Source organism: Pelagibacterium sediminicola (genome assembly GCF_003390885.1).
GTDB classification, from domain to species: Bacteria; Pseudomonadota; Alphaproteobacteria; order Rhizobiales; family Devosiaceae; genus Pelagibacterium; species Pelagibacterium sediminicola.
On the sequence record NZ_QMEL01000009.1, the window covers coordinates 61,582 to 75,873 of the forward strand.

Annotated in this window: 14 protein-coding genes and 2 riboswitches; of the genes, 5 read left to right on the top strand and 9 right to left on the bottom strand. The window is 61.7% G+C overall.

The features are described 5' to 3' along the window. Positions 1-15: 15 nt before the first annotated feature. Positions 16-1,020: a thiamine ABC transporter substrate binding subunit gene (gene thiB, locus DQG18_RS13500; RefSeq protein ID WP_116654768.1), complete on the bottom strand. Its 1,005-nt coding sequence runs from the start codon at positions 1,018-1,020 to the stop codon at positions 16-18. A 102-nt stretch (positions 1,021-1,122) separates the two neighbouring features. Beyond that, a riboswitch (TPP riboswitch) is annotated at positions 1,123-1,219 on the bottom strand. Between the two features lie 83 nt (positions 1,220-1,302). Here thiB and DQG18_RS13505 point away from each other — a divergent pair. After that, complete coding sequence (locus DQG18_RS13505; protein WP_281270420.1) at positions 1,303-1,923, top strand: thiamine diphosphokinase; 621 nt, start codon at positions 1,303-1,305, stop codon at positions 1,921-1,923. Between the two features lie 274 nt (positions 1,924-2,197). Here DQG18_RS13505 and DQG18_RS13510 read toward each other — a convergent pair whose 3' ends face one another. Both DQG18_RS13510 and rpoH read right to left on the bottom strand, forming a co-directional pair. After that, positions 2,198-3,487, bottom strand: coding sequence for a hemolysin family protein (locus DQG18_RS13510; RefSeq protein ID WP_116654769.1), 1,290 nt, complete (start codon positions 3,485-3,487; stop codon positions 2,198-2,200). A gap of 90 nt (positions 3,488-3,577) precedes the next feature. Further along, entirely contained in the window at positions 3,578-4,456 is an 879-nt protein-coding gene (gene rpoH / locus DQG18_RS13515) for an RNA polymerase sigma factor RpoH (protein WP_116654770.1), read from the bottom strand. 234 nt (positions 4,457-4,690) lie between these two features. Next, positions 4,691-4,797: riboswitch (TPP riboswitch) on the top strand. Between the two features lie 124 nt (positions 4,798-4,921). Here rpoH and DQG18_RS13520 point away from each other — a divergent pair. Next, on the top strand, positions 4,922-5,887 hold the full coding sequence (locus DQG18_RS13520; RefSeq protein WP_157970166.1) for an ABC transporter substrate-binding protein: 966 nt from the start codon (positions 4,922-4,924) through the stop codon (positions 5,885-5,887). Between the two features lie 31 nt (positions 5,888-5,918). Here DQG18_RS13520 and DQG18_RS13525 read toward each other — a convergent pair whose 3' ends face one another. Further along, on the bottom strand, positions 5,919-6,926 hold the full coding sequence (locus tag DQG18_RS13525) for an RluA family pseudouridine synthase (protein WP_116654772.1): 1,008 nt from the start codon (positions 6,924-6,926) through the stop codon (positions 5,919-5,921). Here DQG18_RS13525 and DQG18_RS13530 point away from each other — a divergent pair. Beyond that, entirely contained in the window at positions 6,925-7,275 is a 351-nt protein-coding gene (locus DQG18_RS13530) for a hypothetical protein (RefSeq protein WP_116654773.1), read from the top strand. The genes DQG18_RS13525 and DQG18_RS13530 overlap by 2 nt on opposite strands. 258 nt (positions 7,276-7,533) lie before the next feature. Here DQG18_RS13530 and DQG18_RS13535 read toward each other — a convergent pair whose 3' ends face one another. The 3 genes from DQG18_RS13535 to fliI all read right to left on the bottom strand — a co-directional run bounded on the left by DQG18_RS13535 (position 7,534) and on the right by fliI (position 10,893). After that, a complete protein-coding gene (locus DQG18_RS13535) occupies positions 7,534-8,913 on the bottom strand; it encodes an L-serine ammonia-lyase (protein WP_116654774.1) in 1,380 nt (459 codons plus the stop codon). 215 nt (positions 8,914-9,128) lie between these two features. Further along, complete coding sequence (fliJ, locus tag DQG18_RS13540) at positions 9,129-9,539, bottom strand: flagellar export protein FliJ (RefSeq protein WP_116654775.1); 411 nt, start codon at positions 9,537-9,539, stop codon at positions 9,129-9,131. A gap of 19 nt (positions 9,540-9,558) precedes the next feature. After that, positions 9,559-10,893 (bottom strand): flagellar protein export ATPase FliI, encoded by a 1,335-nt coding sequence (gene fliI, locus DQG18_RS13545; protein ID WP_116654776.1) that lies wholly within the window; start codon positions 10,891-10,893, stop codon positions 9,559-9,561. A 404-nt stretch (positions 10,894-11,297) separates the two neighbouring features. Between fliI and ctrA the strand changes: the two genes are divergently transcribed. Beyond that, positions 11,298-11,999 carry a response regulator transcription factor CtrA gene (gene ctrA / locus DQG18_RS13550; RefSeq protein WP_116654777.1) on the top strand — a complete coding sequence of 234 codons (702 nt, stop codon included), beginning with the start codon at positions 11,298-11,300 and terminating at the stop codon, positions 11,997-11,999. Positions 12,000-12,243: 244 nt separating this feature from the next. On the opposite strand, the gene DQG18_RS13555 is transcribed toward ctrA, so the two are convergent. Then, a complete protein-coding gene (locus DQG18_RS13555) occupies positions 12,244-13,035 on the bottom strand; it encodes a DUF2189 domain-containing protein (RefSeq protein ID WP_116654778.1) in 792 nt (263 codons plus the stop codon). Between the two features lie 258 nt (positions 13,036-13,293). Between DQG18_RS13555 and DQG18_RS13560 the strand changes: the two genes are divergently transcribed. Then, on the top strand, positions 13,294-13,818 hold the full coding sequence (locus DQG18_RS13560; protein WP_157970167.1) for a DUF2867 domain-containing protein: 525 nt from the start codon (positions 13,294-13,296) through the stop codon (positions 13,816-13,818). Here DQG18_RS13560 and DQG18_RS13565 read toward each other — a convergent pair. Further along, positions 13,809-14,168: a response regulator gene (locus DQG18_RS13565; protein ID WP_116654780.1), complete on the bottom strand. Its 360-nt coding sequence runs from the start codon at positions 14,166-14,168 to the stop codon at positions 13,809-13,811. The two genes, DQG18_RS13560 and DQG18_RS13565, sit on opposite strands and share 10 nt — an antisense overlap. Positions 14,169-14,292: the final 124 nt, after the last annotated feature.

Consider the following 14,292-nt stretch of genomic DNA (forward strand, 5'->3'; position numbering starts at 1 on the left):
TCATTGTCCGGCCTGTCAACGCAACGCCGAGAACGCCTCGTCGATCCATGCGCGGGTGTTGGCGGTCACCTCGTCGGCGTCGAGCAGCAGGGCGGGGGAGGGGTCGATCATGGCGTTAAAGCCTTCCTCGATCCCGCCTTCGGGCTCGATGACAGGATACATCCAGTTGGTCGTGGGGATGATGGCCTGCGCCTCGGGGGTGACAAGCCAGTCGAGAAATTCCTGCGCCAGTTCGATATTGGGGCTAGACGCAAGAATGCCCGCGACTTCGATCTGGGTGTAGTGGCCTTCTTCGAACTTGGCCGCTGCATAGCGATGATCGTCCTCGGCGACGATGTGATAGGCGGGGGAGGTGGTGTAGGAGAGGACCATGTCCGCCTCGCCGGCAAGGAACAGATCGTAGGATTCCGACCAGCCATTGGTGATGGTCAGGATGTTGGGCGCAAGGCCTTCCCAGATTTCCGGGGCGCGCTCGCCGTAAACCGCCTTGATCCACAGGACCAGCCCCAGCCCGGTGGTCGAGGCGCGCGGGTCCTGGATGACGATCTTGAAATCGGACGGCAGGGCGACCAGGTCCTCAAAGCTCGCTGGCGGGTCGCGCAGTTCTTCGGTGTTGTAGACAAAGGCGAAATAGCCGTAGTCGAACGGCGCGAAGGCGGGATCGGCCCAGTCGAGCGGGATGTCGAGATCATCGAGCGTCAGCCCGTGCTCGGTGAAAAGTCCGCTGGCGCGGCCCTCTCCGATGGTTGCCGTGTCGAGCCCGAGCACGATGTCGGCCTGGGTGGCGTCGCCTTCGAGCTGGGCGCGGCGCAGCGCGCCGATCGAAGAATCGGCGGCAACGAAATCGATGGTGCAGCCGCAATGGGCCTCAAAACCTTCCTTGAGCTGGGGACCGGGCCCCCATTCGGCGGCAAACGCGTCGTAGGTGTAAACGGTGAGCGTCGGCGTCTGTGCGTGCGTGGGAAGGGCAAGCGCCCCCAGCGCAACCGCAACAAGGCTCATTTTCTCAAAACGGATCATGGGTCATCCCTCTTCAGATGGCCGGAGACATCTCCGGTGGGCCAGCGATGCGGTCAGTTCTGGAACAAGGGGAAACAGCAAATGGCAATGGGCGCGCAATGACGCTTGCCATCTCGAACTTCCTCCGCCAGCATGACCTGGTTCAGGTTCAATGGGTTTTTCTCAGCTCCGGTTTTCCGGAACACCCCAGCGAGACGAGGCAACACTATAGCTCCCCACGCACAGGCGCAAGAGGCGCCCGGACCTGCCGATCTTCCGCTTCGGTTCGATGGCCCGCTCCTCATTGTCGGGGGCGGTACGGTGGAGCATGCCCTGTTGCGCAAACTTGCGGGCCACGCGGCGGGCCTTGTGGGCGCCGATGCGGGTGCCGACCGGATCGTCGAGACGGGGCTGGTGCCCGATGCGGTGATCGGGGACATGGATTCGGTGCGCGACCTTTCAGCACTGCCACGGGCGACACGGGTGATAACGGTCACCGATCAGGAAACCACCGATTTCGAGAAGGCGCTTTTGATGACCGCCGCGCCGCTGACGCTGGCGCTCGGGATGACCGGGGGGCGGTTCGACCACACGCTCGCCGCGCTGCACGCGGTGACCAAGGCCGCCGCGACGCGCCGGATCATCCTTGTCGACGAACACGATCTGGCGGTCGGGGTTTCTGGATCGATCCGGCTTGGCGTGGGCCGCGGCGCGCGGGTATCGATCTATCCGCTGGGGCGGACGGCGTTTGCGGGCTCTGAAGGGCTGTTCTACCCGCTCGATGGGCTTGAAATGGAACAGGGCCAGAAGATCGGAACCTCCAACAGCGCCGTGGCCGATGAGATCAGGATCGAGGTCGCACCGGGCACGCAAAGCCCATGGCTGCTCATCCTCGATCGCGGGAAGCTGCCGGTTTTTCTTTAAATTGGAGGCTGGATCACCCGGATGAACCGGGTGACGACGGAGGGGAATGGAGACGATTGGGGCGGACTAGCTCGTTTCAGATTTTGATGGAAACACCCAGCTTCCGCCCTCTTGGAGTTGCATTGCGCTGGATTCCGGCAATAAATGCCGGAATGACAATGGTGTTTTCTGCTGGCGCCCTCCCTCCAATGTCACCCCGGTATTTATTACCGGGGACCAGAAGAGTGCCTCGGCGGACACGGACCTTCTTGATTCCGTCAAAACCTGAAATGCCCTAATTGCCGCTTGCAATCCGGCTTGCCAGGATCTTGTCGATGCGGCGGCCGTCCATGTCCACGACTTCGAGTTTCCAGCCCTCGATCGTGATGCTTTCGCCGGTACGTGGCAGATGCTGGAGTGCTTCGAGCAGGAAGCCGGCGGCGGTTTCGTAGTCGCGTTTGAGGGGGACAGGGATATCCAGGATGTCGGTGAGCCGGGGGGCGGGAAGACTGCCCGCGAGCAGCCAGGAGCCATCTTCACGCTGGATCACGTCGTCTTCCTCGCCCACCTCGATATCGGACCGGAACACCCCGGCGATGGCTTCGAGCAGGTCCGCAGGGGTGACGATCCCCTCGAAATGCCCGTATTCGTCATGCACCAGCACAATGGGTTCGTCGGATTCGCGCAGGCGGTCGAGAACCTGGAGCGCGCCGAGCGTATCGGGGACGACCGGGGCCGTGCGGATGAGCTTGCGCAGGGCGGGCACGGGTTCTGGCGAGCCGGCGGCAAAATAATCGCGCACGATAACGATGCCGATGATGTTGTCCGGATGGCCCTCGGCCACCGGGAGCCGCGAATGGCGCGTGCTGTCGAGGACTGCCTTGATGGCCTTCGGGGTATCCTCGATATCGATCCATTCCACATCGGTGCGCGGGGTCATCAGGGCACGGGCGTTGCCATCGGAGAGGCGCAGGACACTGGCGATCATCATCTTTTCGTCGCGCTCGATCACCCCGGTTTCGGCGGCTTCGGCGACCATGGACTTGATCTCCTCCTCGGTGACCATGTTCTCGGCGACTTCGGAGAGGCCGAACAGGCGGAAAATGAGGCGTGTGGACGCATCGAGCAGCCAGACCACCGGAGCGGCCATGACCGAGAGCATGGTCATGGGCGGGGCGATGAGGCAGGCGATGGTTTCGGAATTGCGCAGGGCGAATTGCTTGGGCACCAGCTCGCCCACCACCACCGAAAGGTAGGTGATGACGGCGACGACGCCACCGTAGCCGAGCGGCTGGGCGGCTGCGAGCGGCAGCCCGGCTTCGAGCAGCCCGTCCCGGAGCATGCCGCCCAGTGTCGCGCCCGAAAAAGCGCCCGCGACGATGCCCACCAGCGTGATGCCGATCTGCACGGTCGAGAGAAACTTGCCGGGGTTCTCGGTGAGCGCGAGCGCGGATGACGCGCCGCGCTGGCCTTTTTCGGCCATGGCTCTCAGGAGGGCCTTGCGGGAAGAGACGATGGCGAGTTCGGACATGGCGAACACGCCGTTGAGCAGGATCAGCCCTGCGACGATAGCGATCTCTATCATTTACGACGGGGCCGTCCGCGGTGCGGCGGACCCGATTTTCACCTTTTCAAGTATCGGGAAGCCGCACCATGGCGGTGACGGCGCAAAAAATCAATGCGCCGCCTGCTCGCGCGCGGCTTGCTTCACCGCATCCTGCACCTTTTCAAAGGCGCGGACCTCGATCTGGCGGATGCGCTCGCGGCTCACGTCGTAAACCTGGGCCAGCTCTTCGAGCGTGGAAGGGTTTTCCTGCAGGCGGCGGGCCTTGAAGATGGCGCGCTCGCGGTCGTTGAGCACATCCATTGCGCCTTCGAGCAGGCTCATGCGCTCGTCGAATTCCTGGCTTTCGCCGAGCACTTCTTCCTGATCGGGCGTATCGTCCACCAGCCAGTCCTGCCATTGGCTTGCGCCCTCATCGGCCCGCATGGGCGCGTTGAGCGAGGCGTCGCCGGTCAGGCGCTGATTCATCGAGAGCACGTCATCCTCGGAAACATTGAGGGTCGTTGCGATCTGCTTAACCTGATCGGGATGGAGATTGCCGTCGTCGAGCGCGGCGATCTGGCCCTTGAGACGGCGCAGGTTGAAGAACAGGCGTTTCTGGGCGGCGGTTGTGCCGATCTTGACCAGCGACCACGAGCGCAGGACATATTCCTGGATCGAGGCGCGAATCCACCACATGGCATAGGTTGCGAGCCGGAAGCCCTTGTCGGGCTCGAAGCGCTTGACCGCCTGCATCAGTCCCACATTGCCCTCCGAAATCACTTCGGAAATGGGCAAGCCATAGCCGCGATAGCCCATGGCGATCTTGGCCACGAGCCGCAGATGGGACGTGATGAGCTTTTGCGCCGCCTCGGGATCGGAATGTTCCTGATAGCGCTTGGCCAGCATGAACTCCTCATCGGCGTGGAGCATCGGAAATTTGCGGATTTCCTGCAGATAGCGGTTAAGACCGCTTTCGGAGGAAAGAACCGGTAGATTGGATTGGGCCATTCATGCACCCCCTCGGTAAATGCGGCGCCCAGCTTGTCCGGCACGCCTTTTGCCCGCCACACCCGATTCCCCCGGCATGCGGCAGGGCACAATACTCAGTATATATAGGGCGGAATTTGGCAATTTCATCCCCTGTCGGCAGATAAGTTGCAGAGGCGAAATCCATTCCGCCGTAAGGATCAACGCGTGACCATTGCCCGTGGTTGCACAGACGTGGCGGGGGTGCTAGAGCGTGGACGTCCACAGGGGTGCTCCGGGCAAGGGGCTGAGATGCGGCGCAGGCCGTGAACCCTCAAGCTGATCTGGATAATACCAGCGGAGCGAGATGGTTTTTATCAATGCCAGCGCATAACCCTGTCCCGTCATGCCCGGTCGATCGCCCTGCGGTTTGCCGCAAAAACTTGACGCGTGGCGGTCCCACTGGTCCGGATCGAACCGCAGCAGACCTTCAACAGGATCCTTCCCATGACCGTTTTGAACCTTTCAGCCGCGGCTGCAGTGCTGGCGCTCGTCTCCGCTCCAGCCCTTGCGGCCGAGCCCGTTTCGGTGACCCTCGACTGGACGCCGAACACCAATTTCGTCGGGCTTTATGTCGCGCAAGCGCTGGGGCTTTACGAGGCGGTCGGGCTGGATGTCGAGATCACGCCCTTCGCCTTCGGGCAGGAGGCTGGTGATTTTGCCATGTACGGCGTGCTCGATTTCTATACCGCGAAAGCGGCGGGACATGACGCGGTGGGCGTTTTCGCCGTCATCCAGACCGAAACCGGCCGTCTCGCCTACAGTAGCGACGCGATCTCCAGCCCGCGCGATCTCGCGGGAGGGGTGTATGGCGGCTTTGGCACGACATGGGAGAAGGCGATCATCGACACGATGATCGCTCATGATAAGGGCGAGCCGGTCTATGAGAGCGTGACACTCGATGGCTCGGTCTATGATGCGCTGCGGTCAGGCGAGATCGATTTCACGCTCGAAGTGGTGACCTGGCAGGGCGTCGAGAACGAACTTGCGGGCCACCAGATCGAGACGTTTCGTTATGCCGACTACGGCGTACCCGACCAGCATACCATCATCCTTGCTGCCGACGAAGCGTTCCTCGAGGGGCGCCCGGAGGTTGCGCAGGCGTTCATCGCGGCGACGCGGGAAGGCTACGCCCATGCGGTCGAAAACTCCGAAGCGGCGGTGGAAATGCTGATCGAGGCGGCCCCCGAACTTGCCGAACAGGCCGATCTGGTGCGCCGATCGATGGAGGTGATGATCGAGGGCAATTATCTGGCGCGGGAGGATGGGACGATCGGGGCGTTCGACGACAGCCTCATGATCGAACTGGGCAATTTCCTCTTCGAGGCCGGCGCGATGATCGGTGCCGATGGCGTTCCGCTGGCGAAAAAGCCTGATTTTTCCACCTATTACACAAACCGCTATCTCGATTGAGCGTGAGAAAGGGGCGGGCGTTGCCCCGCCCCTATCCGTTGGTTGCGAGTACAGCGCGCAGGGTGGCCATACCGGTGGGGAGTGGGGCCTCGAAGCGCATTACTTCGCCGCTTGCCGGATGTGCAAAACCGAGAACGGCGGCATGCAGCGCCTGCCGGTCCAGCACCCGGAGAGCCGTCTGTGCCGAATCGGGCAGTGTGTTGATCTTGGTGGCAAAGCCTGCGCCATAAAGGGCATCGCCCAGAAGCGGGTGGCCGATATGGGCTATGTGGACGCGGATCTGATGGGTGCGACCGGTTTCGAGTGCGCAAGCGAGTTCGGCGACGGCGAAGTCATCGCCGCCGAACTTGTGCGTTACACGATAGTGGGTGATCGCTTCGCGCCCGCCGGTTTTCAGGACGGCCTGCTTGAGGCGATTGCCCGGATCGCGGCCGATCAGCGTTTCGACCGTGCCCCTGAGCGGGTTGGGAATGCCCCAGACGAACGCGGTATATTCGCGTTCGAGCGGGCCGGTGCGCCCGTGGTCGGCAAATTGGGCGGCAAGCCCGTTATGGGCGGTTTCGGTCTTGGCGACGACGATCACGCCTGAGGTGTCCTTGTCGAGCCGGTGGACGATGCCGGGGCGTCTGACCCCACCGATGCCGCGCAAGGAGTTCCCGCAATGGTGGATGAGCGCGTTGACGAGCGTGCCGTCCTCATTGCCCGGGGCGGGATGGACAACGAGACCGGCGGGCTTGTTGATGACGATGAGATGCTCGTCCTCGAAAAGGATATCGAGTGCGATATTTTCGCCCTGCGGTTCGGGATCGACCGGCTCGGGCGCCGCAAGGGTGATGGACTCGGCGGGTTTGACGCGATATTTCGGCGTCACATTGGGCGTGCCGTTGACGCTGACCGCGCCATCAAGGACCATGTCCTTGATGCGGTTGCGCGAAAATTGCGGAAAGCGGGACGCCAGAAACGCATCGAGCCTTGTGCCGGACTCGTCCTCGGCGACAATCGTGCTCAGTTCCTGATTTCCGATCGGATTGCCGGCCATGAACCAGACTTTCAATTCCGAGGAGACCGAGGCCCCGCTCGAGGGCGAGGCGCTCGCTCTCATCAATCGAGCCCGCCGCCGCGCGGCGATCTCGATGCTCATCTTGTTGATGGGCTTTATGACGATTGCGGGGGTGGTTGTCTATCGGCTCTCGACGATGACCTCAAATCCGGGCGCGGCCTTTGCGCTGGAAAGCGTCAGCGTGCCGGCGGGCGCCGAGGTGATTTCCGCCATGGCGCAGGATGGGCTTGTGATGGTGGCCTACCGGCTGGGTGAGGAAACCATGATCCGCCTTTATGATGGAGAAAGCGGCGAGATCGTGAGCGGGATTGCGGTGGTAGCGGAATAGGGCAGTTCGACAGTCTGGCGGTTGTGGCGGGATCGCGCTGAATTCCGGGAACGAGTCCCGGAATGACAATGGAGTTTTTGGCAAAGATCACCCTTGCTCCAACGTCACCCCGGTATTCATTACCGGGGTCCAGACCAATGCTTCTGCAAACACGGGGTGTTCAGCTATTCCGCCAGAACCCGAACGTCTCTGGATCATGCCCTAACCTGTTGTTTGTCGTGCGGTCGAACCGGAAAAGTCTGCAACTTTTCCTGTCCCTCAGCAGTCTGGCACCGCAACGCTCAGCCCGCCCAGCGAGGTTTCCTTGTAGCGCTCGTCCATGTCGCGGCCGGTCTGGCGCATGGTTTCGATGCAGGCATCGAGAGAGACGATGTGGGTGCCGTCGCCCTGCATGGCCAGCGATGCGGCGGCGACAGCCTTGACCGCGCCCATGCCGTTGCGCTCGATGCAAGGGATCTGCACGAGCCCCCTGATGGGGTCGCAGGTCATGCCCAGATGGTGTTCGAGGGCGATTTCGGCGGCGTTTTCGATCTGGGCGTTGGTGCCGCCGAGCGCGGCGCAAAGCGCGGCGGCGGCCATGGCTGAGGCCGAGCCAACTTCGCCCTGACAGCCCACTTCGGCTCCGGAAATGGAGGCGTTGTACTTGATGAGCCCGCCGATGGCGGCGGCGGTCAGCAGCATGTCGGGGATCTTGTCCTCGCGCGCGCCGGGAACGTGGTCGATATAATAGCGGATGACCGCCGGGATGACGCCCGCCGCGCCGTTGGTGGGGGCGGTGACGACCTGCCCGCCCGCTGCGTTCTCCTCGTTGACCGCCATGGCATAGGCCGAAAGCCAGTCAATGGCCGAATGGAGCGGCACGTCGTTGCGTCCTGCATGGCTGGTGAGGTTGTTATAAAGCGCGCGGGCCCGGCGCTTGACGCGCAAGCCGCCCGGCAACTCGCCCTCGGCTGCAAGGCCACGGTCGATGCAGCGGTTCATCACCGCCCAGATGTTGAGGAGCCGTGCTGAAAAGGCGTCGCGCTCAAGATGGGCCTGCTCGTTAGCGTGCTTCATCCGGGCGACCGTGAGGCCGGATTCGCTGCCCATGAGCAGCATTTCGGCGGCGTTGGCAAAAGGGTAGGGGACCGACATGGATGGCGAAGCGGGCCCCTCGCCCGCTTCCATTTCGGCGGCGGTGTTGATGAAGCCGCCGCCTATGGAAAAATAGGTTTCCTCGATGACCGGCGCGCCGCTTTCGTCGACCAGCGCAAAGCGCATGCCGTTAGGATGGGCGTCGAGCCGCACCTTTTTTTCGAGCACGAGACCGGTTTCCGGATCAAGGGCAATGCGCCAGCCATGGCCGGGGGCAATCGCCTTGCGCGCATAAAGATCGGCAATGGCGGCCTGCGCGCGTTCCTTGTCGTAGTCTTCCGGGGTGAACCCCAGGCAGCCGGCAAGGACGGCATCGACGGTGCCGTGGCCGATGCCGGTATAGGCCAGCGAGCCGTAAAGGGTCGCCTCGAGGCGCGTGCCGGGCCGGGGTTCGATATCGCGCAGGCGCTCAAGAAAGCGGGCAGCCGCCAACATCGGTCCCATCGTATGGGACGATGAGGGGCCCACGCCGATCTTGAAGACATCGAAGACCGAAACGAACATGGCGCCAGACGCTCCATCAACGCGGGTGTTTCAACGATAGGGAATAGAACAAGTTTGCGCCCGTCAATCGCGGATGGCGCGATCTCGATCGTCAAAAACCGGTTTTTCGCGTGTGGAAGGCAATGGTGGCAGGTTTGAGCAAAAATGTTCTAACGCCTGATGCGCTGTCCTGCCCTTCGCCCGTGTTTTTTGAGGGGCATGCGGTTGGCCTGGGCTCAGCGGCGATAGCGCAGGCGACCGATCTCGTCGTATTCGGCCTGCTCGCGCTTGAGTTGCTCGGCTTCCTCGCGGGCGGTTTCGCGCGCGTCGAGCAGTTCGACTTTCTTCAGGTCCTCGATCGCTTCGGCCAGTTCGTCCTGGGCTGCTTCGAGTTTGCCGCGCATGTCGTTGGCGGAGTTGACCAGATTGTCCCGGCGGGTGATGGCGGCCTTGGCGAAGGTCGAATAGGCGAAGTGCGCGACATCGGAGATGCCGGTTTTCTGATGCTCGATCTCGATCTGCTGGTCCAGTTCGGCGGCCATGCGCTCGAAATCGGCGACCATGGTTTCGATCTGCAGCACCTGGCGGCGCTTCTCGTCCACCTGGAACTTCTTGAGACGGATCAGGCTCGCGCTCTTCGACTTCATGACTTGTACTCCTTACACATCAAGCCGAGTCTCCCCCGCCACCGGTCTCCAATATGGCCGCCAGCAGATTGTAGCCGTCGGCGATAGAGGTGCGTTCATCCCCGCTCTGGCTCAAAAACGCCTCCAGCGCGGGGTTGAGCGCGATGGCGCGGTCAACCTTGGGATCCGATCCTTTCCGGTATGCCCCCAGCCGGATCAGTTCCTCCATGTCGGCGAAAACCGACATCAGTTCGCGTGCCTTTGCGAGTGTGGGCCGGAAATCTTCCGGCACGCAGCCCGGCATGGTCCGCGAGACGGAGCGCAGCACATTGATCGCGGGATAACGTCCCCGCTCGGCAATGGCCCGTTCCATGACAATGTGTCCATCAAGAATGCCCCGGACGGCATCCGCGATGGGCTCGTTGTGATCATCACCTTCCACCAAAACGGTAAATAGACCGGTAACGGAGCCTGAATTAACCAATCCGGGTCCGGCGCGCTCGAGCAGGCGCGGCAACTCGGTGAAGACGGTCGGGGGGTAGCCCTTGGCGGTGGGCGGCTCGCCGGTGGCCAGCCCGATCTCGCGCTGGGCCATGGCAAAACGGGTGAGGCTGTCCATCATGCACAGGACGCGCTTGCCCCGGTCGCGGAAATATTCGGCCAGCGTCATGGTGAGATAAGCGGCCTGGCGGCGCATCAGCGCGGGTTCGTCGGAGGTCGCGACGATGACGATGGCGCGCTTGATGCCGGCTTCGCCCAGATATTCGGTGATGAATTCCTGCACCTCGCGTCCGCGCTCGCCGATCAGCCCGACAATGGCGACATCGACGTCGGTGTTGCGGGTGAGCATCGACATGAGCACCGATTTGCCTACGCCCGAACCGGCAAAAATGCCCATGCGCTGGCCTTCGCAACACGTGGTGAAGGTATTGAGGCACCGCACGCCCAGATCGATCGGGTTGCCCACGCGGGCGCGTTCGTGGGCGGGCAGGGGGGTGCTGCGCAGCCCATAGGGTTGGGCGCCGCGCAGCAGCGCCGGGCCGCCATCGATGGGTTCGGCTTCGGCGTTGATGACGCGGCCCAGCCAGCTTTCATCGGGATAAACGGCCCCGTCATGGCCGGCGAACACCGCCTTGCAGCCCAGCCGTATGCCCTCGACGGGGCCAAAGGGCAGGCACAGCGCCAGGCCGTCGCGGAACCCGATGATTTCGCAGGTGAGCGTCGTCCCGTTCTGGCTTTCGATGAAGACGCGGCCGCCCACGCGCAATTCACGCACCGGGCCAACCACTTCGATGAGCAGGCCCTGGACGGTCTTGACCCGGCCAAAGACTTCGATTTCGTCTATGGCGTCGATATCGGCGATCAGCGAACGCACCGGCGATTCTCCGGGGATGGAACGATTCGCATCCCTGTTTACGCGACATTGGTAACCCATTGTTAAGGCTGGCGCGATATTGTGCGATGTTGAGTAAATTTTTTCTCGCCGCGCCCGCTTTGCGCCTTTTCCTGCCATGGTTGGTCGTTCGCCGAGTCCCTAGAGTCGGTTCTAGGGATTTCTTAAGGCTATACATTAAGAAAATTTATTACTGTTTTTTATTTAATTTCAAATGGTTAGTTCATTTTTGTGTTAATATCCCTCGCATATTGCCCGTCTGAATCAGATTCTGTTAACTAATTGCCGGTAGGTTCGAATCGTACCCAGTAGGGTTTGGTTAAGGGTTGCGGGCCACGGACGGCGGCACCCGGTTCCAGTAGGAACCTAAGGTTAAGGGGATTGGCATGCGTGTGCTCTTGATAGAGGACGACAGCGCAACGGCGCAGAGCATCGAGTTGATGCTCAAATCCGAGAGTTTCAACGTGTACACCACGGATCTCGGCGAGGAAGGTGTCGATCTTGGCAAGCTCTATGATTACGACATCATTTTGCTTGACCTCAATCTTCCCGACATGAGCGGGTATGAAGTGCTGCGCACCTTAAGGGTTGCGAAGGTTCAGACCCCCATCCTCATCCTTTCGGGCCTTGCGGGCATCGAGGACAAGGTGCGCGGTCTCGGCTTCGGCGCCGACGACTACATGACCAAGCCCTTCCACAAGGACGAACTGGTCGCCCGCATCCACGCCATCGTGCGCCGCTCCAAGGGCCACGCCCAGTCGGTCATCAACACCGGCGATCTTTCGGTCAACCTCGACACCAAGACGGTCGAAGTCGGCGGGCAGCGCGTACACCTGACGGGCAAAGAATACCAGATGCTGGAGCTGCTCTCGCTGCGCAAGGGCACAACGCTCACCAAGGAAATGTTCCTCAACCACCTTTATGGCGGTATGGACGAGCCCGAACTCAAGATCATCGACGTCTTCATCTGCAAGCTCAGAAAGAAGCTCTCGGTGGCGACAGCCGGCAAGAATTACATCGAGACCGTCTGGGGCCGCGGCTATGTGCTGCGCGAGCCCGAAGACAACGATATGGCCGAAAGCGCCTGACGCTTTACTAAAAGTTCTGGCAAAAAGCCCCGCGCGATCCTCCCGCGCGGGGCTTTTTGTTTGAGCTTCAGCGCTTGAGGCAGCATCGCTGCCCCCTCACCCCCGGCCCCTCTCCCACGAGGGGAGAGGGGGCTCAAGAGCCGAAATATCCACGGAATATCCTTCTCCCCTCGTGGGAGAAGGTGGGCTTTCGCGCGAGCGAAAGGTCGGATGAGGGGGCTGCGATGCCAGCGGCAGACGCCCCCTACACCACCGCCTTGCGGTAAAGATGCCATGTCGCGTGTCCGAGAACGGGCAGGACGATGGCAAGCCCGACAAAGAAGGGCAGCGAGCCGACGAACAGCAGGACCGCGACGACGAGACCCCACGCCAGAAACTGGAGGGGACTGGCCGTGAAGGCACGGATTGAGGTTTCGATGCCGCGCCAGGCGCTACCACCGCGGTCGAGCAGCAGCGGGAAGGCGATGACCGTGGTCAGCAGGACGAACAGGGCAAAGCAGAAGCCTGCCAGGTTGCCCCACATCAACAGGCCCCAACCGCGCGGGGTGGTAAGTGTTTCCCCGACGAGCGCGATGAGCGTTGCGGGTGGGTCGGTGCGGAAATAAAACAGGTAGAGCGCGTTGGCCGCCATGAGCCAGAGGACGAAGCACGCCGCCAGCATCAGCCCCAGCACGACGATCGAACCGAGCGCGGGCGATCTGAGCACAAGGAAGGCGTAAGCGCCATGGCTCTCAAGGCTCTGTTCGCGCCTGCGGCTGATCTCATAGAGCCCCAGACCGGCGAGCGGTCCGAGCAGCGCGAAACCTGTCGCCAGGGGATAGAGCAGCCGAAACAGATCGCCCCCCGTTGTCCAAACGGTGAGCACGATCCCCACGATGGGATAGATGAGAACGAGAAATAGATAGTGGGACGGCTTGTCCCAGAAATCGCTCACGCCCTTGCCCAATGCCTCCCCGACATCGGCCAGCGTTATATGCCGGACCGTATCGGCGGGAATTGGGGTGGTTTTAATGTGTTCGGTTGAGGTGAATGCCATGCTGTCCTCCCGGCGATGGAAGCGGCAATTGGGTAAACGATAGCATGCCCAGGGTGGTTCCGCGCCCCGTTTCACGCAGATTTGCGCTGAATGGGACATAACGATGATTGCGACGATTTCGCACAATGAAGAAGAATTTCATTTATAGGTCAGTCGGTTATCGTTTCCCTCACATGCGGCTGCGACATCGGGTCAGATGCCTGATGCATCGTCTGAGGGTAGGGTTCTGTCGGTGCAGCAGTTGAGGAGCCGTGTGACGTGGCCCGGCGATTTCGGTATCCCCAGACCGGCGCGTTGATGCGTCATTTCCAGGAAGGCGATTTCCTCGACAGCCAGATCGCGCCCGTTGCCGATGGCTCGCTTCAGGCCGCCGATATTGCGATCATCACCTTTTTCACCATGCCCAAATGGGTGCTGGCGCTCTTGTGGATGCGCAATGCGCTGGTCCGGCCTTTCGGGATCAACACCGGGGAGGCGCACGGATATGCGCCACCGACGCGGGAGGATCTGGTTTCGGGACGCTATGAGGGCGTGTTCGCCATCGATTTCGTCTCCGAGGAAGAAATTACCTTCGGCACCGATGACGTGCATCTCAACTTCCGGGTGTCGGTGATCAGGACGCGCGAGCCCAGGGACCATGCGGCGATCACCACATGGGTGCATCCGCACAACTGGCTGGGGCGGCTTTATCTTGTTGCCGTCTATCCGTTCCACAAGCTGATCGTGTGGCGGATGCTGGCCAATCTCAAGGACCGTCAGTCCGGGCGCATCATTCAGGCGTAGGGCTGGAACTTTTCCTCCAGCATTGCCTGGTCGAAAGGCTTGAGCATGTGGTCATCGGCCCCGGCCTTGCGGGCCATGGCGATCTGGCCGATGTCGCGTTCGGTGAGGCAATAAACGACCCTGGGACGATCGCCGCCATTGTAGCCGCGCAGCGCCTTCAAAAATTCGAGTCCGCCCATTACGGGCATCTGCCAGTCGAGCAGGATGACGTCGGGCATCTCGCGGGTGCATTTGTCATAGGCTTCCTGACCGTCTTCGGCCTCGTCCACGATAAAATCCATATCCTCGAGAATGCGGCGCGCGACCTTGCGGATGACGCTCGAGTCATCAACGATCAGGCACGATTTCATCGCTTTTCTCCCCGGGGTGACGGTATGGAGAAAGCCTATAGGGGATAGGTTAGCGAAGGTTTAGCGCCTCCAAGCTGCCCGGATATTCCATGCTTGTGGTTTGCACCGCGCACCCCTCATCCGA

Excerpts from the sequence above, each read along its gene's own strand:
- thiB (WP_116654768.1), bottom strand. The coding sequence starts at position 1,020 with ATGATCCGTTTTGAGAAAATGAGCCTTGTTGCGGTTGCGCTGGGGGCG.
- DQG18_RS13510 (WP_116654769.1), bottom strand. The coding sequence starts at position 3,487 with ATGATAGAGATCGCTATCGTCGCAGGGCTGATCCTGCTCAACGGCGTG.
- rpoH (WP_116654770.1), bottom strand. The coding sequence starts at position 4,456 with ATGGCCCAATCCAATCTACCGGTTCTTTCCTCCGAAAGCGGTCTTAAC.
- DQG18_RS13520 (WP_157970166.1), top strand. The coding sequence starts at position 4,922 with ATGACCGTTTTGAACCTTTCAGCCGCGGCTGCAGTGCTGGCGCTCGTC.
- DQG18_RS13530 (WP_116654773.1), top strand. The coding sequence starts at position 6,925 with ATGAACCAGACTTTCAATTCCGAGGAGACCGAGGCCCCGCTCGAGGGC.
- DQG18_RS13525 (WP_116654772.1), bottom strand. The coding sequence starts at position 6,926 with ATGGCCGGCAATCCGATCGGAAATCAGGAACTGAGCACGATTGTCGCC.
- DQG18_RS13535 (WP_116654774.1), bottom strand. The coding sequence starts at position 8,913 with ATGTTCGTTTCGGTCTTCGATGTCTTCAAGATCGGCGTGGGCCCCTCA.
- fliJ (WP_116654775.1), bottom strand. The coding sequence starts at position 9,539 with ATGAAGTCGAAGAGCGCGAGCCTGATCCGTCTCAAGAAGTTCCAGGTG.
- ctrA (WP_116654777.1), top strand. The coding sequence starts at position 11,298 with ATGCGTGTGCTCTTGATAGAGGACGACAGCGCAACGGCGCAGAGCATC.
- DQG18_RS13555 (WP_116654778.1), bottom strand. The coding sequence starts at position 13,035 with ATGGCATTCACCTCAACCGAACACATTAAAACCACCCCAATTCCCGCC.
- DQG18_RS13565 (WP_116654780.1), bottom strand. The coding sequence starts at position 14,168 with ATGAAATCGTGCCTGATCGTTGATGACTCGAGCGTCATCCGCAAGGTC.